Here is a 23,866-nt window from a genome sequence, read left to right on the forward strand (position 1 = left end):
GTATTGCCGAATTTCATGCCCAGCGGTGTCAGACACAGACGTTCCTTATCTTCTGACAACAAATGCTGTGATTTCAATTTATTTATACTTTCGCAGTAGATATCATATATATTACAATTAAAAGTATCCTTAAATTTAGTCTTATTGATACCATCGACTGTTCTCAGCGCCAAAAAACAAAATTCCTCCATCCATTTCTTACGATCAAGTGTTTCTTCTTTTATTGATGGAAGAAGATTATCATTGCACGTTTTTATATATTTATATACATTATGAGTATTATAGGTACGTTGTTGATTATAATATGAATGAGCGGCACAGCCTATCCCCAAATAAGGTTTATCCTGCCAATAAGTCATATTATGGCGGCTTTCAAAAGTGGGTTTGGCAAAATTCGATATCTCGTACCGATAAAATCCATGCAGTGGTAAAGTATTGGTTATATAATCATACATTTGTTCAACAAGCTCATCATTTGGTAATGATAGTTTGTTGTTAAGCTGCATGTGGGCAAATCGTGTCCCCTTTTCAATTTGAAGACCATAAATAGATATGTGCTGGATATCTTGATTCAAAAACCAATTAATACTCTCAGAAAGCATTTTAAGGCTTTGTGAGGGCAATCCATACATAAGATCCAGATTTATATTTTTTAGGCCGGCTTTTTTAGCATCATCAACAGCTGTTTGAACTTGTTTGAAATTATGAATGCGTCCTAAAAATTTTAGTAGATTATTTTGTGTTGCCTGAACACCAATACTTAAACGATTTATACCATACTGGTTTAATTTTTGTAAAGAATCAAGTGATACAGTTCCTGGATTTGCTTCCAATGTAATTTCGGCATCGGAAGATACAATAAATTTTGCGGAAACAGCAGATAATAATATGCCGATTGACTCTGGTGGCAATAATGACGGTGTGCCGCCGCCAAAGTAGATGGTGGATATCTTTAGTGGGCCTAAAATTTGTCGGCGTAAATTTATCTCCTTAATAACTGCTGTGATATAATCATTATAAAGCGTTGTACTATTAGCTGCTATTGAAGGAAAATCACAGTAAAAACATTTTTGCCGGCAAAATGGTATATGAATATAAAGTGAAAACATGTCAATCAACTTTCAAGATTGCCATAAAGGCTTCTTGTGGTATTTCTACACTGCCGACCGATTTCATACGTTTTTTTCCTTCTTTTTGTTTTTCTAGTAATTTGCGTTTGCGGGTAATATCGCCACCGTAGCATTTTGCTAAAACATCTTTACGCATGGCGCGAACAGTTTCTCGTGCGATTATTTTATTGCCTATTGCGGCTTGTATAGGTATTTCAAACATTTGACGTGGTATGATTCCTTTGAGTTTTTCAGCTAATTGACGGCCACGCTGCTGTGCCCGGTCAATATGAACTATGGTGGAAAGAGCATCAACCATTTCACCATTCAATAGAATATCCAGTTTAACCAATTTAGACTGCTGGTAACCGGCCAGTTCATAATCAAGAGAAGCATAACCTCGTGTGGTAGATTTTAATTTATCAAAATAATCGTAAATTATCTCATTGAGCGGAATGTGATATGTGAGCATAACTCTATTATCAATATAATCCATGCTAATAAATTTTCCGCGTTTATCCTGAGAGATTTCCATTACGGCACCAACATAATCATTAGGAACGATAATAGTGGCTTTGACAAAAGGTTCTTCCATATGCTCGATTTCTGTCGGTGGAGGCAATTGTGTCGGGTTGGAAACTTTTAACATAGATCCGTCGGTCTTATATATATGGTAAATAACACTGGGAGCGGTAGTTATTAATTTTAATTTGTATTCACGTTCTAGTCGTTCTTGGACAACATCCATATGCAATAGCCCCAGGAAACCACACCTGAAACCAAAACCCAAAGCTATAGAGGTTTCTGGCTCAAAAACCAAGGCGGCGTCATTGAGTTGTAATTTTTCTAAAGCGTCTTTTAGATTATCGTAATCACTGCTGTCTACCGGATACAGGCCACAGTAAACCATCGGCGTAACGCCGCGATAACCGGGGAGGGGTTTATCGGTAGGATTTGATACACTGGTTATAGTGTCACCAACACGAATATCCTTGACGTTTTTTAAGCTGCCAGCAACAAAACCAACCTGTCCTGCGCAAAGTTCATCGACATTGATGGGCGCCGGGTGAAAGCAGCCTATATCAGTAACTTCAAACGTCTTGCCGGTTGACATCATTTTAAGTTTCATGCCGGGTTGGATTTTTCCCTGGAAAAGTCGTATATGGGCAATTGCGCCTTTATAAGAATCAAAATATGAGTCAAAAATAAGAGCTTTTAAGGGCTTATTTTCATCACCCGTTGGTGCGGGAATTTTATTGACGATTTCATCCAATATTTTATCAATACCCAGTCCTGTTTTAGCACTGCATAAAATGGCTTCACTGGCATCGAGACCGATGATGTCTTCTATCTCTTGTTTTACATGATCCGGATCAGCACTGGGCAGGTCTATTTTGTTTATCACGGGGATAATTTCCAAATCATGTTCAAGTGCCAGGTAGACATTTGCCAGCGTCTGTGCTTCGACACCTTGGGCGGCGTCGACGACCAGTAAAGCACCTTCACAAGCTGCCAGACTGCGTGATACTTCATAGTTAAAATCAACATGGCCGGGGGTATCAATCAAATTTAATTCGTATAATTGGCCATTTTTCCCTTTATAATGCAAACGTACTGTTTGAGCTTTTATGGTGATGCCGCGTTCACGTTCTAAGTCCATATTGTCGAGTACCTGGTTTTCCATTTCACGTTCACTTAAAGTGCCGGTTAATTCTATCAATCTATCGGCAATCGTTGATTTTCCATGGTCGATATGGGCGATTATTGAAAAATTCCTTATATATCTTGCGTCCAATTTAAATGACCCTTTCTTAAATAACATGTTTTGTATATAATTATAACGAGTTTGCATATTTTTGTGAAGAAAATGATAGCGGATAATTGAGGTTTATTTTATAGGATAATAATATTTAACATTAGTTTATTAAAAATAATCGCCAAATTTAGTATATATTGGTATAATTTATGGCATAGACAAATTAATATGATAATGTATGATAATAAAAGATAGTTATATTAAAATGAAATTATTTCAGAAATTAGAGAAGGAGCAAAAATTATCCATAATGTTTAGTAATCATGATGTGGCAGGGAAATTAGAGCTTATTGGTCGAATGAAACTATTGGCAGGAATACTTTTGGTTGGTGAATTATTATCAATAGGATGGGTATTGATTTTCTATTTTTTATATTCAGGGCAGGAAGTGGGAAATTTATCGGTCAGTTGGCTGTTGTTTATCGGAATGATGGTGCCTTTTAATTGGCCTGGAGCTGTAGTGTGCGCCATTTCGAGTTTGTTTTTGCCGACTAATGCGGTAATTATTTTAACGGCAGGTGCATTGATAATTTTAGTTTTATTGGTAAATTGGGCCGTATGGGATCCCGACCCACAACATTACAATTTTTTGGTAAAAGGCATGCGCTTAGAAATAATAAAATCAGTTCTTTTTATGCTGGCAGGTTGTTTCATAGCATTAGTAGATACAAACGGGCGTGATGATATCATTTACATGGCTGTGGCAGTTTATGAAGCGGGTTCGGCTATTAATATAATAATATTTAATAAATTCATTATGGTATTAGACCGAATGGATTATCGGGAAGTATTTCAAACCGATGGCAAGAAGCCTTACGGACAATAACAGCCCTATGGGCAAAGGCTTGCGCATAAGGCTGTATTATAAATAGTCAATGGAATTATTTATAAAATTTATTCAAACATATACAGATATCTTTTTTTAAAATCTTCCGGAGTCATATTATATAATTTGGCAATTTCTGGATTGTCAAGATCTTCTCGTTCCAAGCGCTGCATGAAACTGCGGGCAATTTTATAACTGACGGAGTCAATATTTACCTTGCGAACGAAGGTTTTTCCCGTAGTAGGATTTTTTAATTCTTCAAAATACATAGGAATGGCACGGCTCCCTTGAACCGATATCATAGCACCGCTGCCACCCTTTAGGAGAAATTGTACAGCAGCATACCCCAGCATTGTGGTATAATCTATATCATAGGCAATAGGTGCGGCACAGCGCAGTTCATAACCGATTTCTTTATCAACGATAGATAATTTAATACCAAGCTGTTTCATTTCGTTTACAATAGCTTCTTTCAAGATTTCACCGAAATCAAGTTCAGCATAGCGTATATGGCCATGTTCGTCACGGGAAATTTTACCAAGTTTGATAAAGTCTTCCGGGGCAATTTTCTCTAATACTCCTTCAGCAATTACAGCTACGCCGTAATTACGTCCGATCATGTTTCGTTTGATCATTGCGCCGACAAGAATATCAATTAGGTGTTGTAAGGTGATCTTGTACTGAGGAAATTCTTCGGGAATAATAGTAACAGCAGCACCCGCTGAACGACCGATACCAAGCGCTAAATGGCCTGCTGTGCGTCCCATGGCAATGGCCAAGTACCAGCGATTATTAGTGGTACGGGCGTCTTCGATGAGATTTTCGATTTCTGTTGTGCCGAAAGCCCGCGCTGTTTCAAAGCCGAAAGTTGGGACGTTTTCCGGTAATGGTAAATCGTTGTCAATGGTTTTTGGAACATGAACGACATTGATGAAATGTCCGGTTTTCTTTGAATAAGCAGCCACAGCAGCTGAACTGAATGCCGTATCATCACCACCGATAGTTAAAAGATGTGTGACACCAAGCTCGGTGAGTGTGTCGACTACACGTTTTAGATCTTCCTCGTTTTTAGTGGGATTAAAGCGTGACATTTGTAAAATACAGCCACCGGTCAAATGAATATGGCTGGTGTTGTCATATACTAGTTCGACGTATTTTTTTTCACCCTTGGCAAGATGAAAAAAACCTTCATATATGCCTAACACTCTCCACCCGTTACGTGCGGCTTCCGATGTGACTGAGCGAATAACACTGTTGATGCCGGGGGCCGGACCGCCGCCACAGATAATTGCAATGGTTTTTTGAGACATATAATTCCCTCCTTTTGTTAATTGTGTCTGGGATTTAAACTGAAATATAAGTCATTGAAATGTTTATTAGTCCGTGAAGCTTGTTTGAATGAGTGAAAATCTTCCGCTTTGGCACGGCTGTTCATGTATTTTTCAAGTTTGCGCTTTACGCGCTGGAGTGCATTATCGATTGATTTTACGTGGCGATTTAAATCGCCGGCTATTTCCTGATATGATTTACCATCAAGATAAGACATTAGAACTTTCCATTCGAGGTCACTTAAAATTTGTTCCATTTTCCCCTCAATGGCAATAAATTCTTCGCGATTTATCATAAGTTCTTCAGGATCACTGACGGCATTACCAGATAAAATATCGAGTAAAGTACGATCAGAATCCTCGTCGTAGATGGGCTTATTAAGAGAAATATACGAATTTAAGGGAATGTGTTTTTGCCGGGTGGCGGTTTTTATAGCTGTTATAATTTGGCGTGTTACACATAATTCAGCAAAGGCGTGAAAAGATGATAATTTTTCATTGCGAAAATCACGAATAGCTTTATAAAGACCAATCATGCCTTCTTGAATGATGTCTTCGCGATCAGCACCAATCAAAAAATAGGAACGGGCTCTGACCCGAACAAAATTACGATATTTTTTAATTAGAAATTCCAAGGCAAATTTATCATGTTTTTCTCTTATTTCAAATAAAAGCTCTTCATCGGTAAATTTTGCCATGATTTCTTCTGGATTTTCGTTGGCAGATACAGTATCGGCAGGATTAGTTGTTGTAACTGTAGTTTTGTCAGTAGAAGATTGGCTCATTAGAGTATCGTCACCTGATTTATTTTCAGTATTAGGGTTATCGAAAGTGTTATTCTCAGAAAGTGAATTCATTAGCATCATCGCTCCAGTTCGGAAATATGACGATGCTTTCGCGTCATTTCCAAAATATAATAGGTTAATATTTAACTACATTATAAATTATTGATATCTTAACTGAAATTATACATTAGCAATATTGCCTAGTCAAGTAAGACAAGGTCTTTGAGGATTTTAAAGCACCTTTTATGAATGTGGCTGTAAAATGATATTAATATATTTTATGATATTTTTTTATGGTTTTGCTAAATACCATTGTCTTAGAGTAATTTATTTGGTATAGTATTTTTGTTACAATATATGCGGTTTAATCAAATAGTGCTTATTGGAACTTAGAATTTTTTCAACTTCATAGTTTAACAGTCAGGTTTAGAGGACCTCATTATGGTTAAAAACACTATGGTTCGTGACTTGCCCGAGCAGGAACGGCCGCGCGAAAAACTTATATCATGCGGGGCACAGGGATTGAGTAATGCTGAATTGCTGGCTATTTTACTGCGCTCGGGGACAAAAGAGATGTCGGTTTTACATGTGGCCGAAAATTTATTGTCGTTGTATAAAGAGCGTGGCTTGTCAACGATAGTGAATTTGTCGGTGACACAAATCAGTAAAGTACATGGTATAGGGGCTGTTAAAGCAGCAACTATTTTGGCTGCCGTGGAATTAGGACGGCGTATAGCACAGGAACCGCTTGGCAGAAAATTTTCATTGAACACTCCAGTAGATGCAGCAAATTATCTTATACCACGTTTAAGATATGAAAATAAGGAAAAATTTGCTGTGGTTCTTTTGAATGTGAAAAATCAAGTATTATCCTTTAAAGTGATATCAATAGGTATTTTAAATGCATCATTGGTTCATCCGCGTGAGGTATTTAATGAAGCAATAGTTAATTCGGCATCGTCAATGATATTAGCACATAATCATCCAAGTGGTGATTGTGCACCGAGCGATGATGATATGGCGGTTACTGATCGTCTGGTAAAAGCTGGTCGGATAATCGGGATAACAGTTGCAGATCATATAATCATTGGTGATAATAAATACATGAGCTTTAGGGAACGAGGTCTGATGAAGTGAACTCGATGGTGGAGAAGATCGGTACTCAATAGCAGTAATAATTTATAGCAGGGATTTTGAAAGTTTTTATATGAGGGTTGAAGGGAGTATTTATTATAATGTGGAATTTGTTTGGTGGATTTTCCCATGATATGGGGATAGATTTAGGGACTGCTAATACACTGGTGCATGTGAAGGGGAAAGGTATTGTTTTGCGTGAGCCATCAGTTGTTGCAATAGACCGTGATACTAATAATGTTTTGGCAGTGGGGGAAGAAGCAAAGCGGATGATTGGCCGTACTCCTGGCAACATTGTTGCAATACGGCCGATGAAGGATGGAGTTATTGCGGACTTTAACATTACGCAGTCGATGCTGAAATATTTTATTGGTAAGGCAATGAATCGCAGTTCGTTTATTAAACCGCGTGTTGTAGTTGGAGTCCCATCGGGCGTGACGGAAGTGGAAAAGCGCGCTGTTGTTGATGCTGTCCGTCAGGCTGGTGCCAATGAAGCTTATTTGATTGAAGAACCGATGGCGGCAGCTATTGGTGCGGGTCTTCCCGTAGAAGAAGCGACCGGCAGTATGGTTGTTGATATTGGCGGGGGGACTACGGAAATAGCTGTAATTTCTTTAGGCGGTATAGTTACAAGTTGTTCAATACGCATTGGCGGTGATGAAATGGATTCATCAATAGTGCAGTATATAAAGCGGATGTATAATCTTATGATTGGCGAACGTACAGCTGAAGAAATAAAGATAAATATCGGTACGGCTATTGCACCGGAACAAAGTAAACATATGGAAATCCGCGGACGTGATCTTGTAAGCGGACTGCCTAAGGTATTGGATATAAGTGATCATGAAATCGAGGAAGCATTGCGTGAACCTGTGCATAAAATAGTTGAAGCAGTGAAAAATACGCTAGAACGCACTCCACCGGAGCTGGCTGCTGATGTTATGGATCATGGTATAATGATGACAGGCGGTGGTGCATTGTTATCTAATTTGGATAAATTACTCAGCAAGGAAACGGGTATGCCGGTGCTTATTGCAGAGGATTCATTGTCATGTGTTGGCGAAGGTACAGGAAAATCACTGGAAAATATTGATCTTCTGAAGCGTGTTATGATGACGACGAAGAAACTAAAATAAGAAGAATGAGTATGCAGACAAATGAACCAATGGGGAAAAAAATATGGATACTTATAGTTGTTTTGCTGGGTATATTCTGTACCATGTTTTTTTCGGCTAAAGATAGAGTTTCCATACCTTTGACAAATCGCACTGTTATAACTTTATTAGCACCTTTTCAGAGCTTTTCGTCAGCATTGGGCAATAAAAGCGGCAGCATCATCAATGCTTTAAATGAACTGATGAGTATGTATCAGGAAAATAAGCAGTTGAAAGCTGAAGTGACAACTCTGCGTGAAGAAAATTTGCATGATAATGAACTTGAGGCGGAAAATCAGCGTTTAAAGGGTTTGCTTAATTATAAAGAATCAACAAAACAATTTGATTTGGTAACAGCTTCCGTTATAGCACGTGATTCTGCCACGTGGATAAATAATGTAGTAATAAACCGTGGTAGTAATGATGGTATAAAGAAGGATATGCCGGTAGTAACCCCGGATGGGTTAGTCGGTGCAGTAATCGATGTTTATGGCAGTTATTCCGTGGTGGCTTTGATAACTGATCCAAGGGTAGCTGTGGGGGCTTTGGTCCAGCGCAGTGATTCGAGAGTGGCCGGCATCGTAAAGGGTGACATAGATAAACAAGTAGATATTCATATGGAAAATATATCAAGGGCAGCCGATATACAGCCAGGTGACCAGATAATAACGTCTGGTTTGGGCGGAATATATCCAAAAGGGATATTTATAGGAACAGTAGATGAAGTAGGTAATGAAGCCGGCGGGCTGCTTAAATATGCAGCGATAAAACCAGCTGTTGACTTTCAAAAACTGGAAGATGTTGCCATTATTGTTAATTCGCGTGAATTATCACCTGAAGTATTAACTAGACAGATGCAAAAGGCAGCAGATGGAGGCAGCCGGGAAACGGGTACGGCAAAATGAAAAAAAATTTGTCATGGATAGCTGTTTTCCTTATCGCATATGTGCTGCAAACGTCATTTTTAAATTTATTTTCATTTAAAAATGTAAATGTCGATTTGATTTTGTTATTGACAGTATCATATGCTTTGACACATGGGTACCGTTTAGGTACTTTTGCCGGATTTTGTGGAGGCCTTTTACAGGATATTGCTTCCGGTACATTTTTGGGATTTAATACTTTAAGTAAAATGATAATAGGTTTTGGTTTCGGTTTGATGATAGGTCGCGTTTATGAAGGGAAAATTCTTCTGCCGCTTGTTTCATCAGTCGTGGCAACAGCCGCTAATTATGTTATACTAATAATTGTAGTATTATTGCTTGGCTATCGGATAAACTTGATACAGAGTCTATATAATTTATTATTGATACCATTGATTTATAATCTGGTATTTTCATATTTTGTACATAAAGTAGTATGCTGGTTGAAAAATAAGAGTTTTGACAGTTAATTGAGGCACCTTTCAGGGTGTCTTAATTAATAAGTATGAGGAGAAATCAGCTTGGGATCAAGAGATACAACAAATAGATTAAAAGCCTTATCCATTATCTCTATACTGGTAATATTTGTGCTAATTATTCGTTTGGGATATTTGCAGATATATCAGGGGGATTTTTATAGAAAGCAGGCTGAGGGTAATCGCATAAGGATAATTCCTACGATGGCATCGCGGGGGACAATGTATGACTGCAATGATAATCCGGTGGTTATGAACCAGCCAGGTTTTACTGTGGCAATATTACCTTTAGATGAAAAAATAAAACCTGAACTGATAGGTAATTTAGCAGTGCTCTTGAAAATGGATAGAAAAAGTATTGAAGAGAAGATAAAAAAACACCAAGGGTTTGATCCGATACGGCTCAAGACAAATGTCGGGCCGGAAATCTGGACGATATTGGAAGAACAAAAGGAAAAATATCCAGGAGTAGTAGTGGAAGCCCAGCCAATCAGGGATTATATTTATAAAACAGTAGGAGCCCATACCTTTGGATATGTCGGTGAAATAAATGAGGAAGAATTAAAAAAACACAATGATGATAATTATAAGTTGGGTGATATTATTGGCAAATTTGGACTGGAAAAAGTATATGATGAGTATTTGCGGGGTACACCAGGCGGCGAGCAGGTTGAGGTTGATGCCACGGGGAAGCCTGTTCAAATATTAGGGAAAAAAGAACCAATACAGGGCAAGGATCTCCATTTGACGATTGATATGGGGCTGCAGTTAGCGGTGGAAAAAGCCATTGATGATCGGCTGAGCGAAATTCATGCCCATGCGGCGGCGGCAGTGGTTATGAACCCGAAAACGGGAGCTATTTTGGCTATATGCAGTCGGCCGTCTTTTGATCCTAATAAATTTGCCGGAGGAATTTCAGAAAAAGATTGGAATCAAATAAATAGCAATCCTTATCATCCTATGGATAATAAGGCCATAACAGGTGAGTACCCACCTGGATCCATATTTAAGATAGTGACAGGCACAGCTGCGCTTAATGAACATAAAGTTACACCGGAAGAAATAATATTCGACCCAGGTGTATATTGGCTGGTACCTAAACACAATGCTGATGGAGAAGCTTTAGGTCCGATAAACTTTAGTCAGGCATTGGCACATTCGGATAATGTGTATTTTTATGAAATGGGAAACCGGGTAGGCATTGACACATTGGGAAAATATGCAAAATTATTTGGGCTTGGTGAAAAAACCGGTGTTGATTTGCCTTATGAGGCAAGTGGCTTGATTGCCAGCAAGGCTTATAAGAAAAAGGTTTATAATGAAGATTGGTATCTTTCAGAAACACTGGATGCCGCTATTGGACAGGGGTTTAATCTTGTAACACCGATTCAGGCAGCTATGATAATGAGTGAAATTGCCAATGGTGGTACCAGGTATAAACCATATCTGGTAAATGATATAACCAATCCGGATGGCTCGGTTTATAAACATTTTGACCCGGTGGTGGAAGGACACTTGGATGGAGTTGATCCTGCTTTTATAAAATTGATTCAGCAAAGTTTGTTAGAAGTTACTAGAATTGGTACAGCAGCCTCTTTTTTTGGCGGTTCTTTTCCCGTAAACATAGCAGGCAAAACAGGGACAGCAGAAAATCCACATGGGGCTGATCATGGCTGGTTTGCTGCTTATGGGCCATATGAAGATCCCAGTATAGTAGTGGCAGTCATTGTAGAAAATGGTGGATATGGAGCACAATCAGCAGTTCCAATAGGCAAAGCAATTCTTGAGGCAGCCTTTCACCTGGTACCGGAACCACCGTTGGTTGATCCACAGACAGCAACATCGGCTGCGTTCAATAATGATATTAAATCTGGTGTAAAAGTAAGTCATTAATTGATGACGCAGGCAGGAATATGCAATGCCTAAAGAGAATTCATCTAAGATAAGTATCTATAGGTATATAAAATCATGGATAAGCAGGATGTATGATTATGGGTGAAGAAGTTGTATTTAAGGGAAGTCGGTCTGGTCTGAAATTGGTTCTGACTAATACGGCCGATTTCCCGACAATTGAAAACTTAATAAGGAAAAAGCTGGATTCGTCGTTTAATTTTTTTCAAAAGGGAACAATAATTCAATTAGAAGCGGAATGGACAAATAAATCTCAGAAACAGCAATTAGAAAAACTTTTTGAAACATATGGATTGGTTTTGCAAAATACAAGTATAACAAAACAAGTTCAAAGAGATGCGGCCGCTAATAATAAGAAAATAGAAAGTACTGCAGAAGAAAAGGCCAGAACAGCAAAAAAAACAATTATAAATCAAACGATACGGAATGGGCAGGAAGTAATATCCGATGGTTCTGTTGTTATTAATGGCAATGTAAATCCCGGAGCGACAATAATTGCCGGAGGGAATATAGATGTCAGAGGATCATGCCGTGGCATTGTTCACGCGGGAGCATTTGGAGATATAACAGCTGTAGTAATGGCGGATCATCTTATTCCCATGCAGATACGGATTGCCGATATGGTGGCACGCGCACCGGATAAATGGATGTCTAAAGCCGACGCTCCCTATCCGGAGAAGGCTTATATCAACGGCGGACAAATTATTTTGGAAGCAATTAACCGGTAGGAGGAAGGCATATGAGTGAGGTAATAGTCATAACATCGGGAAAAGGCGGAGTCGGTAAGACAACAACTACTGCTAACATCGGTGTGGGACTGGCTATACGCGGGAATAAAGTGGCACTTATTGATACGGATACAGGACTTAGAAATCTTGATTTATTGCTTGGTCTAGAAAATAGAATTATGTATGATTTGGTTGATGTAGTAACAGGCCGTATCCCTTATAAAAAAGCGTTAGTACGTCATAAAAAACACGAAAACTTATTTTTGCTGCCAACTTCACAGATCAGAGATAAAAGTTCAGTTAATGGTCAGCAGTTGGTAGATGTCTGCAATCAGATGCGCGGCGAGTTTGATTATATATTGATTGATTGTCCGGCTGGAATCGAGCAGGGATTTAAGACTGCGATAGCGGCAGCAGATTATGCTATTGTTGTTACTATGCCGGAAATTTCGGCTGTACGGGATGCAGATAAGATTATTGGTGAACTTAACCGTGCGGATAAAGATCATATAAAACTTATTGTTAACAGAATACGAAGCCATATGGTGGAATCAGGTGATATGCTAAATATGGATGATATAAATGATATATTAGCCATAGAATGTATTGGACAAGTGCCTGATGATGAAATGGTAGTGACTTCGACAAATCGCGGCGAACCGGTGATTTCCAATAAAAAGTCTCTGGCAGGTCAAGCCTATAACAATATAGTAGGACGAATTTGCGGAGAACAGATTCCCTTTCTTGATTTTCGTAAGAAATCATTGTTTGATAAACTTAAACAGATATTGCATGTGTGAAGGGGGTATATCTCATGTTAAAAGCTGTTATGAGGTTGTTTGGTCATGATGATAAACCATCAGGAAGAATAGCAAAAGATCGGCTGCGTGTTGTACTCATACATGACAGGGCTAATATTTCACCTGAAGTTATCAATCATATAAAAGATGATATAATCAAAGTGATTTCAAACTATATGGACATCAATCAGCATGAAATGGAAATAAGTTTATCTGATGATGAAAACTCGGTGGCCCTGTTGGCCAATATACCGGTGAAACGAATAAAACCACAAGTTATGTCTTCACGTAATATGCATAGATGATAAACAATAATACGAACAGAAGAAATGGCCTTTTGGTGAAACAAAAGGCCATTTCTTACGGAATAAGATATAAAATAATATTTATCACGGGAGATAGGGAGATTTAAATGTTTTACAAACGCCTTATAGTGTTGTTGCTGTTAGTCGGAGTTATCTCTTATTGTGTAATATATTTTACCGTAGATATAAATACATTAAAAACTTTAATTGATTTTCAACCATGGTCAATTGCCGCGGCATTCTTTAGTGTTGCTATTGGACTTTTTTTGGATGGATTAAGACTGACACAGCTGATTAAAATATCCGGCGAAAAAATAACTCCCCTGCAAGCTGCAAGAGTAGTTTTTGGCAATTATTTTTTAGCCTTACTGACACCTGGATTTTCTGGTGGAGCGGTAGCTCAGTTGATGTTTTTGCGTCACGCGGATATTCCTATAGGAAAAGCAACGGTCATTGTAATCGTGCGCACGCTCGTTTCTATAGCATTTTTATTTGTCTGTATGCCGTTTATTTTATTGAGTGATGATGGAGTTCTGCCATGGATATCAAATGAAACTTTGTTATTTGTTTCAATATTGGCGATCGGAGCTGTTGCACTTTTAGTATGGGCCATGGTAAGTGGTTATTTTGATAAAGTGGCGATATTCATTGCTAAAAAAATATCCCACAAAAAAGGCCGCAAATTAATCGGCTTTTACCGTGATAATAAAAAAGCTATATTGCTTTTGGCATCATCGCCGGCTGGATTGTTAAAAGTCTTTATTATATCAGGATTGAGTTTGATTGCTCTTTATTCAGTCGTTCCCTTTTTATTGTTGGGTCTGGGGGTAGATATTAATTGGGCGCTGGTAATGGGGCGGATGATTTTTTTGAATATATTTTTGTATTTTTCACCTACACCTGGTGGCTCAGGAATAGCAGAAGGCGGATTTGTTTTGTTATTTAATACGATAGCTCCGGTTGGCACAGTGGGGGTAGTAGCGGTGGCATGGCGCCTTTTTGCAGAATATATACCGTTCTTAGTAGGATTTTATTATACGCTCAAATCATTTGGGCGTAGTTTTTTGGGGAAATCTTCATTTAAAAAGACTAGTTGATGTATATTGAATATGATTTTTAATTTTACAGGAGAATGGCATGGAAAATAATGAAAACCGTATTATTGCGGGAACCGAAAATGATATGGATACATGGCAGTACAGCCTTCGTCCTAAAAAATTAAGTGAATATATCGGTCAGGATAAGGTTAAGGAAAATCTGGAAATATTTATTAAAGCGGCGATATCACGTGGTGAAGCACTTGACCATGTGCTTTTATATGGCCCTCCGGGGTTGGGTAAAACAACATTGGCATCGATAATAGCTAATGAACTGGGAGTTAATTTTCGTGTGACCTCAGGTCCGGCAATTGAACGCTCGGGAGATTTAGCAGCTCTTTTGACTAATCTTACGGAAAAAGATGTATTATTTATTGATGAAATACACCGTCTGTCACATAGTGTGGAAGAAGTGCTGTATTCTGCAATGGAGGATTTTGCTCTTGACATAATAATTGGCAAAGGGCCGTCGGCACGTTCCATACGGCTTGATATTGCTCCTTTTACTCTTATTGGTGCAACGACAAGAGTGGGAGCACTGGCATCACCTTTGCGTGACAGGTTTGGTGTTGTATCCCGCTTGGAATATTATGAACCTGAAGCATTGGTTTATATTATAAAAAGGTCGGCGGAAATATTGGAAATTGCTATTGAAGATCGGGGAGCTATGGAAATAGCTCGACGGTCACGCGGTACACCACGAGTGGCTAACCGCCTGCTGAAACGGGTGCGTGATTTTGCCCAGATAAAAGGTGATGGAGTCATTACTGATTCGATAGCTGATAGAGCCTTAGCTATGCTTGAGGTCGATAAGGCAGGATTGGATAATATTGACCGGCGCATGCTCATGACGATGATCGATAAATTTGGCGGCGGTCCTGTGGGTGTTGAAACACTGGCGGCAGCGATAAGTGAAGAGCGTGATACTATTGAGGATGTATATGAACCGTATTTATTACAGCTCGGTTTTATTAATCGTACACCGCGTGGACGGGTCGTCACAGCCTTGGGGTATAAACATATGAATTTACCGATACCTAATGTCGAAAATCAAAGCCTGTTTGATGGATGAAGTATGTGTTTATAAACTATAAGAAGGGTAGATATGAAAGTATTACTACATATGTGCTGCGGGCCATGCTCCTGTTATCCGGTTAAACAGCTGCGGGCTGAGGGACACGAATTGTCCGGTTATTTTTTTAACCCCAACATACATCCGTATAAAGAATTTAAACGACGGTTTGATACTGCAATAGAGTTTGCAGAAAAAGTTGATTTGCCCATACAGATAGATCGAAACTATCAACTTAGAGATTTTTTGTGGCGGGCTTTATCTGCGGAAAAACGTGAAGAAACATTGACAGAAAAACCGCGTTGCCGCATGTGCTATGCCTGGCGGCTGCATCAGACGGCAGTATATGCCAAAGAAAACGGTTTTGATGCATTTACATCAACATTATTTGTCAGTCCTTATCAGCTGCATGATGTAATGAAAGATGTTGCAGAAAAAATATCACGGGCAGAGAATATACCGTTTTTGTATGAAGATTTCCGTCTCGGTTGGAATGAAGGCGTAGAGATTTGTGAAAATCTTAATTTGTACAGACAACCTTATTGTGGATGTATTTTCAGTGAAGAAGAACGCTATAGTAATAGGTGGAAAAAGGAACATAAAAAGAAAATGAAAAAACTGCGGGAAGAATTGCAGGGATAAAGGTCGGCTTTGGATAATTATATTCAAGGTCGATTTTTTTTGAATTAAACAGTATATAATACAAATAAACTTGATAGTCAGATATCAAGTTATATAAAGGTGTTATAAACATTTGAATAAAAACGATTTTAAGGAGTATTGATGCTTATGAATAAAACAGAGCAATTTCAAGTCAGTGTTGCGGCAGGGAAAAGATTGATAGCTAAGGCTGTTATTAATATGGAACAGATAAAAATTGCATCGCAGGAACATACTGTGGTAATTATTTCCGGCAGCACCAATGGGTATGTGGCAGAGGAACTTTTAAAAAAGATACAGCAAAAAGACGATTTTTCCAAGGAGAGTTTTCTACGAGGGGTTAATGTTATACATGGTGCCAAGATTCCAAAAGGAAAGTGGTCAAATACTGATGTTGTTATAGAAAAAGGTATATGGGTAAAAGGGAAAACAATATTTGATGTAGCGGCTGATTTGGGGAAGAATGATATTATTTTGAAGGGGGCAAATGCTGTGCAGCCAGATAGAAAACTTGCCGGCATACAAATAGCAAATCCTAAACTTGGAACCAGCGGGCCAATTTTAGAAGCCGTTTTAGGCAGACGTGTACAATTGATTTTGCCGGTAGGTTTAGAAAAACGTGTTTTTGGCGATATCGTGGAAATGGCTGAATTGATTAATGATTCATCAACATCGGGTACCAGGTTATTGCCAATTACAGGGACGATAATTACTGAGTTAGAAGCCATAAATATTCTTTCTGGGGCACATGCCGAATTGATAGCTGCAGGGGGAATATTTGGCGCGGAAGGCAGCTGTCGATTTGCCGTGAGCGGAACTGATGAACAGCTTACTAAGATGGCAGATATAATGCATGTTGTTCAAAAGGAACCTTTTTTTTAGTAGATGACTTGTTTTTGCCGTAAGGATGATTGATAGATTATAATATAGCTGTGAAATATAGTAATATTATGATAATAGGATAATTTTCTTAAAATTATCCTTATGTATGGTAAAATGCATATATGCTGTATATAACAGAATTTGACATATAATACCAAGAAGCATTATATTATTACGAATGAACAATTACTATAATTAGGGAGAAATGGATAAATGAGTGAGAATCTTAATACCGTTAGATGGGGAATTCTCTTGTCGGTTATTACTATATTATTTGGTTTTATTATAGGTGCAGCTATGGGAGGTGCTGAATCACAGATAAAAGACTACTGGATGACATTGGCACAACCCGGATTAGTGAATGTATATCAAAATGATCCTCAGAAAATAACAGATATTATAAACAGTTCATGGAAAATGCTGCAACGGGCTCATATGCATGCTGCTGCAATAGGAACTGCAGCATTGGTAATGTCGGTGATAATGGCTAATTTAAATGCGGGAGAACGTTGCAGACAGATCGTGACTTTTATTTTAGGCTTGGGTGGATTAGGTTATTCTTTATCTTGGTTTTTAGTGGCACTGCGTGCACCTGTAATAGGAAACGTTCATATTGTGAAGGAGTCATTATTTTTCCTGGCGGCACCGTCAATTGGCATGCTGCTGTTGGGAACAGTAATTGTTATAGTGATGGGCATAAGGTCTATCTTTATATATCGCGCTTACTATTGATATAAGTGTATTCAATATTACGATATGCAAATTGATTATAAACACCGCTTAATATTATTTTGGGCGGTGTTTGTAATGTAAAAGTATTACAGAGTTATGGTTATGGGATATTTGTTGATTAATAAGTGTAGGATAAGAATGATAATTTAATTTATAAAAATATTAAATTATGGCGATTTTAAGTAAAAGTTAAATTTATCGGCTTTATTAGTGGTTGTTTTTAAACTATAATAGATGACATGGCATAATACCATGATAATAAATATTTTGGGGAGACCAATGAAAAAGCGCATTTTAAAAAATGGTGCAAAATTTTTAGCTACAGTGTTAATACTATTTATACTTACGGCACCATTAATAATATTATTTGGACCATTTGAAAACTTGAAGCGTACGGTAGTTGGGGCAGTGTTGAAAAGTAAACATCCTCAATATATTACGTGGCTCTTTAGCCAGGAGGAACTTGCCAAAATCGTAGGAGAAGATAGTGCGGCACCAGAGCAAAAACTATTTAAACTTAACGCCCGAACCGATTCATCGCTTAATTTGCAAACGATAGAGGCAGCACGTTATAAGGGATTTTTGCTGGAAATATCTAATCCGAAACGAGTACAGGTTGCAACTGCTGAAAATTTGGGAGAAAAAGGAGAAACAACCAGTAATATTGCAATTGCTAATGATGCTTTGGCAGCAATTAATGCCGGAGGATTTTATGATGATAATGGCACAGGGACAGGTCGTAAACCGTATGGTTTTATAATTCATCAGGGGAAATTTTTACTAGGAGAAACCTCATTGCCAACAGAGATAAATGAATTTGTAGGTTTTAATAAAGAAGGAAATCTGCTTGTTGGTAAGTACAGCAAAAAGACATTGGAGGAATTAGGAGTACAGGAGGGAATTTCTTTTGGCCCGCCACTTATTGTTAATGGTGAGAAGACAATTAACAACGGGGATGGCGGCTGGGGAGTCGGACCACGTACTGCCATCGGACAGCGCCGCGATGGTACCGTATTATTTTTAGTCATTGATGGCCGTCAGCCGGGATATTCGTTAGGAGCAACTTTGCGCGATGTTCAGGATATTTTATATGAACAGGGTGCATATACGGCGGCAAATCTGGATGGCGGCTCGAGTTCAACGTTGTATTTGAATGGAGAGGTTGTTAATAAACCAGCGGATTTATTGGGCGAACGAATGATTCCTACAGCATTTATCATAAAATAGGAGAGGTATATGAATATACGTAGATTTATTTACGCATTTGCTTTAGTGGTTATTGTGCAGTGCGGCGTTTATTATTATATAGATAGAATAGTGCTGGCGCCAACAGAAAGCTTTCATATTGGAGATGGCAAACAGCAAACACTTAACTTAGCCGAAAATAATGACGGGAAGGTTTTTTATTCTTATGATAAACGTTATGCGGCTAAAGTAGAGGATGATAAGATAACAGTTTATGATTCAAATGACAAAAATAAAAAAGCGGAACAGGTTGACCTGGCCGGAGCAAAAGTATCTTTTTTTGAGTGGCTGCCCGATAGAAATCTCGCTATTTTAGCTACATATGGACAAGATCCTGCCACAAGAAAATATGGTGTATATATAAGGCAATATAATCCATTGATGCCTGATCATAAAACAGCTGCACAGCTTAAGGATGTTCCGGATAACAGTAAAATAGTTGATGCGGCATATTCTACAGCGACAAATGTGATATATATGAAGTTAAAAGTGGGGGAAGATCGTTATCGTATTTACCGTACTGATGCCAATTATGATACTCGCCGTATCTATGTTCAGGCTGAAAATATCGGCAAGATTGCTGTGTTTCCCGATAAGGATATTTTTTTATATGATAATCTTAAGTCAGGAACGGTGTATATGTTGAATGGTACGAGCGGTGGCTGGCGGGTGATATCACCGACAGGAAAATTCCGTTTGATCGGTGCTGAAAATGAAAATATTTTTATTGCTAAATATGACGGGAATGACAGTAACTTGGTGATCGCGGCTTATCGCGGCCAATTAGGCATAGGTTTTCATAAGATCATGGCTTATGAAAAACCAGCTGATTTTTCTGATGTGACAATGGACAGTGTACGTAACATGTAAATAAAAAAACAGTTTAGCTGAATTTTATTAGTTCAAATTCAGCTAAACTGTTTTTTTATTTAGCGGGTTATACTGTTGAATGGTTCTTCAGCCAGACTGACCAGATAGTTTTAAAATTATTGGTGTGGTTTGCCTGCACATATTGATAAAATATTTTTATCATTGCTGCTTTTTCGTTGTAATATTTTGCTTTCCATTGTTTAGAAGAATCGGTTGTATTTATCGTATAAGCTGAGTAATTACCACCAATCAGGTATTGGCGATATAAAATATCTTTTAGCGGAATATCAGGATTACGCATCATATCAAACATTGCCATAAAAATAGTCGTTCTGCCTTGTCCTGCCTGACAATGAAAATGCAGCCAGACATCGGATGGCAAAGTTTTGTAAAAGTTTATAAATCTATCGATATTTTCTGCTGCCGGCCAGCAGTGATCAGTTGCTGTAATACGAAAGTAATGAAGACCAACTGCTTGAACCATTTCTTTTTCTGTCAGAGCTTGTCGGACAAATTCATTTTTGCTGGAACGTATTTGATCATATTTATTTATTTTTGCAACAGTTATAGTTTTATACAAAGTGTTTTTAAGAGCAGAATGTTCTTCTTTGAGTATTGTTTGTCTTGTTTTTCCAATGTTAGCCCAATTATGCTTTCCGTACCAGCTGACTGCATCACCGTTTATTATGCCATGACTTTCCTGACGCAGATCGATTATGTAAATAGGATTTTTGGTCTGCTGCTTTAAATAGGAAGCAAGTTGCTGAAATTCGCTATAAGAAGGTTGTGCACTACCAGATGCATTAAGGGTGTCAAGCCCAACTCGGCTGGGTTGATAGGCTGCATCTAATTGTTGTTTATATTTGGGGTCAATATCAGTAATAAAAGGATATTTGACTGTGCGGAATTTACCAGGAAGTTGGTTTTTATCTGGGTGATCAATTTTTAAAATTGTTTGTGCAGGAGCAATTTGGGGCAGAGGTGTTTTTTGGGCAGAAACACTTATGGGAAATGGCAGTAATATGGCTAGAAAGATTAATAACAATGATATTATGTTTTTTCGTGGCATATGCATAGCTCCTTAAATAGTTAATTATTTGGAACACTTTTCGGTATTAGGAAAATAAAATTAATAACTAAAAGATAGTTTATATTATATATTTTTCTTTACAGCTGTAAAGAAAAACTTACTGGTATTTGTCAATTGATTATCATTGCTTTGTGAAAATGACAGTTAGGTTTTAAATAAAATATCGATTTTAAATTAACTGTATATGAGACTATGTGTTATAATCAAAAATATAAATATGCTGATGTGGAGTTGAAGATAGATGACAGATAATGGAAAAATAATAAAAACAGGAAAAAGGTTACAGTTTCGGCAGGCACAAAAAGCTGATATGGATTATATAATGGAAGTGGAATATAAGCCGGATAATGCCAAATATGTAATTCCCTATACCAGAGAAGTACATATGCAGACTCTTAATACAAAAGATGCGACACATCTTATCATTGAAACTATTGATACCAAACAAAAAGTTGGTTTTTTAATGATAGCAGGGTTGGATAATACGTCTAAGGAAATTGAATTTACTCGGATTATACTTGACGAAAAAGGAAAAGGCTATGGGCATGAAACATTGCAAATGCTTAAATCATGGGCTTTTGATGATTTGAAATTCCACCGGGCTTGGTTAGATTGTAAAGATTATAATGCCAGGGCGTTGCATGTGTATGAATCAGAAGGACTTGTCAGGGAAGGCTTTATTAGAGAAACAATTCTCACTGACGGAGTATATGAAAATTTAGTGATATTGGGGATACTTGACCGGGAATATTTTGCGCAGCAGAAAAATGATTTATAAAAATTTATAAATAATGATAGATGAGAGAAAAAACTTACATTTTAATCAATGCTTTATTCGAAAGATGCTGAATATATATTGATAATGTCACTATAATATTATATAGTAATAAACATGTAGCACTTTTAGTTTTGGGAGGAATTTTGATGTTTAGCATGGTTAGAGATATTGGCATTGATTTGGGGACTGCCAATGTTTTGATATATGTAAAGGGAAAGGGAATAGTCTTACGTGAACCATCTGTAGTTGCCGTTGACAGGGACAGTGACAGAATCCTTGAGATAGGCTCGGCAGCAAGAAAAATGATTGGCCGTACTCCAGGGAACATTGTGGCGATAAGGCCGTTGCGTGACGGCGTGATTGCTGATTATGATATAACGGAAAAGATGATCCAATATTTTATTGAAAAAGTTGTCGGACACAGTTTTTTTTCTAAACCGCGTATTATGATATGTGTACCATCTAAAGTTACCACTGTTGAAAAAAGAGCGGTAAGACAGGCTGCAAGACAAGCAGGTGCATCAACCGCTTATCTTATAGAAGAACCGATGGCGGCAGCATTGGGAGTCGGTATAGATGTTTCAGAACCGCAGGGTTCAATGGTAGTTGATATTGGCGGTGGAACAACTGATGTCGCTGTTATAAGTCTCGGCGGTGTAGTTGTCAGCGAGTCGTTGCGAGTGGCCGGAGATAAGTTTGATGAAGCAATAATTAAGTCTATTAAAGTTAATCATAATGTGATGATCGGTGAACGTACGGCGGAAAATATAAAAATAGAAGTAGGTGCAGCAGTAAAGGGAGAACGCAGTGTCGAAATGGAGTACCGCGGCAGAGATTTATTAAGCGGCCTGCCAAAGGTGATTAAATTGACCTCTGACGAAATTGCTGAAGCGTTAAAGGATTCTGTTTCATCAATAGTGCAATGTGTGAAAAAGACTTTGGAGAATACTCCGCCGGAACTTGCTTCTGATATAATAGATCATGGTATTGTGATGACAGGCGGTGGTTCAATGCTGTACGGACTTGACAAGCTTATACAAAAAGAAACGGCAATTCCAACGTATCTGGCAGAAAATCCACTTTCCTGTGTTGCCCTTGGTACTGGAAAAGCTTTAGAATGTATAGACAAATTAGGAAAAGAGCATGATCGTGATATTTAATAAATTTGTTAAAGGATAGTACTTATTTTTAGCGAATATGATATATATTGTTATTTGTATATTGGTAATTGTAAGGTATGATTTGGGAGTGATAAAATGCTGCGGGGATTGTACACGGCTGCTGCAGGAATGATGACTGAACAGATACGGACTGATACGATAGCCAATAATTTGGCTAATGTAAACACCACCGGCTATAAAAAGGATGAGGCCGTAAGTGAAGAGTTTGAGTCGGTATTATTGCGGCGGATCAATGATGATGAAACAGGACAGGGAAATATCAGTGATCTGCAAAATATTGATACAGCCAGGAATTACTTGCTGAAAGGAACGGTAGCAGCTGATAATGGCAGCGGTGCACCGGTGATCGGTTCGTTAGGTCGTGGTGCAAAAATTGCGGAAATTGCGGTGATACGTGATCAAGGCGCTCTTGAAAATACTGGTAATAAATTAGATTTGGCATTGACTGGCGACGGTTATTTTGCTGTTAATACACCTCAGGGAGTACGCTATACACGTGATGGCAATTTTTACCGGTCTGCAGCAGGACAGCTGGTTACGGCTAATAATCAGGCGGTATTGGGAACAAATGGCAGTGCGATAAACTTGCCCCCGGATACGGCAGATATAAATATCGGCAGTGATGGAACGGTGAATGCAGGCGGGCAGGATGTCGGACAAATTCAGGTAGTTAATTTTGCTGATCGCAGGGCACTAATCAAAGAAGGAAATAATCTGTATTATCCGCAGAATGGTGCCAGACCACAGGCTGCAAATGCTTCAATACAACAAGGCTTCCTTGAAAGATCCAATGTCAATGTAGCCAAGGAAATGGTTGAACTAATTAATAATTACCGTACGTATGAGGCTGATTCCAAGGCATTGACCACACAGGATTCTCTTTTGGATAAGGCAGTCAATGATGTAGGACGGGTTTCATAGAATATGGCTGAGAATAATGAAATGATGTAATTGAAAGGAGTCT

Annotated in this window: 24 protein-coding genes; 19 read left to right on the forward strand and 5 right to left on the reverse strand. The window is 38.2% G+C overall.

Annotation, left to right across the window (positions count from 1 at the left end; genetic code table 11):
* The coding region (hemW, locus tag I6751_RS13285; protein WP_196591335.1) for a radical SAM family heme chaperone HemW at positions 1-1,109 on the reverse strand (1,109 nt) is incomplete at its 3' end.
* Between the two features lies 1 nt (position 1,110).
* Positions 1,111-2,904: a translation elongation factor 4 gene (gene lepA / locus I6751_RS13290; RefSeq protein WP_326832813.1), complete on the reverse strand. Its 1,794-nt coding sequence runs from the start codon at positions 2,902-2,904 to the stop codon at positions 1,111-1,113.
* A gap of 271 nt (positions 2,905-3,175) precedes the next feature.
* Here lepA and I6751_RS13295 point away from each other — a divergent pair, with 271 nt between their 5' ends.
* A complete protein-coding gene (locus I6751_RS13295) occupies positions 3,176-3,751 on the forward strand; it encodes a hypothetical protein (protein WP_182187736.1) in 576 nt (191 codons plus the stop codon).
* 68 nt (positions 3,752-3,819) lie between these two features.
* Here I6751_RS13295 and pfp read toward each other — a convergent pair whose 3' ends face one another.
* Together pfp and sigH are read right to left on the reverse strand one after the other, a co-directional pair.
* Positions 3,820-5,061, reverse strand: coding sequence for a diphosphate--fructose-6-phosphate 1-phosphotransferase (gene pfp / locus I6751_RS13300; RefSeq protein WP_182187737.1), 1,242 nt, complete (start codon positions 5,059-5,061; stop codon positions 3,820-3,822).
* Between the two features lie 17 nt (positions 5,062-5,078).
* Positions 5,079-5,777: an RNA polymerase sporulation sigma factor SigH gene (gene sigH, locus I6751_RS13305; protein ID WP_182188591.1), complete on the reverse strand. Its 699-nt coding sequence runs from the start codon at positions 5,775-5,777 to the stop codon at positions 5,079-5,081.
* Positions 5,778-6,305: 528 nt separating this feature from the next.
* On the opposite strand from sigH, the gene radC reads away from it, so the two are divergent.
* The 15 genes from radC to I6751_RS13380 all read left to right on the forward strand — a co-directional run bounded on the left by radC (position 6,306) and on the right by I6751_RS13380 (position 19,853).
* Entirely contained in the window at positions 6,306-7,001 is a 696-nt protein-coding gene (radC, locus tag I6751_RS13310; RefSeq protein ID WP_229711398.1) for a RadC family protein, read from the forward strand.
* A 98-nt stretch (positions 7,002-7,099) separates the two neighbouring features.
* Positions 7,100-8,134: a rod shape-determining protein gene (locus I6751_RS13315; RefSeq protein ID WP_182187738.1), complete on the forward strand. Its 1,035-nt coding sequence runs from the start codon at positions 7,100-7,102 to the stop codon at positions 8,132-8,134.
* Between the two features lie 11 nt (positions 8,135-8,145).
* On the forward strand, positions 8,146-9,057 hold the full coding sequence (mreC, locus tag I6751_RS13320; protein WP_196591336.1) for a rod shape-determining protein MreC: 912 nt from the start codon (positions 8,146-8,148) through the stop codon (positions 9,055-9,057).
* Complete coding sequence (gene mreD / locus I6751_RS13325; RefSeq protein ID WP_196591337.1) at positions 9,054-9,545, forward strand: rod shape-determining protein MreD; 492 nt, start codon at positions 9,054-9,056, stop codon at positions 9,543-9,545. The genes mreC and mreD overlap by 4 nt, the downstream gene beginning before the upstream one ends.
* 45 nt (positions 9,546-9,590) lie before the next feature.
* Complete coding sequence (gene mrdA, locus I6751_RS13330; protein WP_414153178.1) at positions 9,591-11,444, forward strand: penicillin-binding protein 2; 1,854 nt, start codon at positions 9,591-9,593, stop codon at positions 11,442-11,444.
* 98 nt (positions 11,445-11,542) lie between these two features.
* A complete protein-coding gene (minC, locus tag I6751_RS13335; protein WP_182187742.1) occupies positions 11,543-12,190 on the forward strand; it encodes a septum site-determining protein MinC in 648 nt (215 codons plus the stop codon).
* A gap of 11 nt (positions 12,191-12,201) precedes the next feature.
* Positions 12,202-12,990, forward strand: a complete 789-nt coding sequence (gene minD / locus I6751_RS13340; RefSeq protein ID WP_182187743.1) for a septum site-determining protein MinD — start codon at positions 12,202-12,204, stop codon at positions 12,988-12,990.
* A gap of 14 nt (positions 12,991-13,004) precedes the next feature.
* The gene (minE, locus tag I6751_RS13345; RefSeq protein ID WP_182187744.1) at positions 13,005-13,295 is read left to right on the forward strand and encodes a cell division topological specificity factor MinE; all 291 of its coding nucleotides are present in this window, start codon (positions 13,005-13,007) and stop codon (positions 13,293-13,295) included.
* A 107-nt stretch (positions 13,296-13,402) separates the two neighbouring features.
* Positions 13,403-14,392, forward strand: coding sequence for a lysylphosphatidylglycerol synthase transmembrane domain-containing protein (locus I6751_RS13350; RefSeq protein ID WP_196591339.1), 990 nt, complete (start codon positions 13,403-13,405; stop codon positions 14,390-14,392).
* Between the two features lie 40 nt (positions 14,393-14,432).
* Positions 14,433-15,464 carry a Holliday junction branch migration DNA helicase RuvB gene (gene ruvB, locus I6751_RS13355; protein WP_182187746.1) on the forward strand — a complete coding sequence of 344 codons (1,032 nt, stop codon included), beginning with the start codon at positions 14,433-14,435 and terminating at the stop codon, positions 15,462-15,464.
* Between the two features lie 33 nt (positions 15,465-15,497).
* Positions 15,498-16,106 (forward strand): epoxyqueuosine reductase QueH, encoded by a 609-nt coding sequence (locus I6751_RS13360; protein WP_182187747.1) that lies wholly within the window; start codon positions 15,498-15,500, stop codon positions 16,104-16,106.
* Between the two features lie 147 nt (positions 16,107-16,253).
* Positions 16,254-17,006, forward strand: coding sequence for a hypothetical protein (locus I6751_RS13365; protein ID WP_231037910.1), 753 nt, complete (start codon positions 16,254-16,256; stop codon positions 17,004-17,006).
* 213 nt (positions 17,007-17,219) lie between these two features.
* Entirely contained in the window at positions 17,220-17,738 is a 519-nt protein-coding gene (locus I6751_RS13370; RefSeq protein WP_182187749.1) for a hypothetical protein, read from the forward strand.
* A 279-nt stretch (positions 17,739-18,017) separates the two neighbouring features.
* On the forward strand, positions 18,018-18,965 hold the full coding sequence (locus I6751_RS13375) for a phosphodiester glycosidase family protein (RefSeq protein ID WP_182187750.1): 948 nt from the start codon (positions 18,018-18,020) through the stop codon (positions 18,963-18,965).
* 9 nt (positions 18,966-18,974) lie between these two features.
* Complete coding sequence (locus tag I6751_RS13380) at positions 18,975-19,853, forward strand: hypothetical protein (protein ID WP_182187751.1); 879 nt, start codon at positions 18,975-18,977, stop codon at positions 19,851-19,853.
* A gap of 67 nt (positions 19,854-19,920) precedes the next feature.
* On the opposite strand, the gene I6751_RS13385 is transcribed toward I6751_RS13380, so the two are convergent.
* Positions 19,921-20,922: a phosphatase domain-containing putative toxin gene (locus tag I6751_RS13385; RefSeq protein WP_196591341.1), complete on the reverse strand. Its 1,002-nt coding sequence runs from the start codon at positions 20,920-20,922 to the stop codon at positions 19,921-19,923.
* A gap of 262 nt (positions 20,923-21,184) precedes the next feature.
* Between I6751_RS13385 and I6751_RS13390 the strand changes: the two genes are divergently transcribed.
* The 3 genes from I6751_RS13390 to flgF all read left to right on the forward strand — a co-directional run bounded on the left by I6751_RS13390 (position 21,185) and on the right by flgF (position 23,823).
* Positions 21,185-21,721, forward strand: coding sequence for a GNAT family N-acetyltransferase (locus tag I6751_RS13390; RefSeq protein ID WP_196591342.1), 537 nt, complete (start codon positions 21,185-21,187; stop codon positions 21,719-21,721).
* 146 nt (positions 21,722-21,867) lie between these two features.
* A complete protein-coding gene (gene mreB, locus I6751_RS13395; protein WP_182187754.1) occupies positions 21,868-22,881 on the forward strand; it encodes a rod shape-determining protein in 1,014 nt (337 codons plus the stop codon).
* Between the two features lie 96 nt (positions 22,882-22,977).
* Positions 22,978-23,823, forward strand: coding sequence for a flagellar basal-body rod protein FlgF (gene flgF, locus I6751_RS13400; protein WP_182187755.1), 846 nt, complete (start codon positions 22,978-22,980; stop codon positions 23,821-23,823).
* Positions 23,824-23,866 lie beyond the last annotated feature (43 nt).

The sequence above is a fragment of the Pectinatus frisingensis genome, from assembly GCF_015732285.1.
GTDB classification, from domain to species: domain Bacteria; phylum Bacillota; class Negativicutes; order Selenomonadales; family Selenomonadaceae; genus Pectinatus; species Pectinatus frisingensis.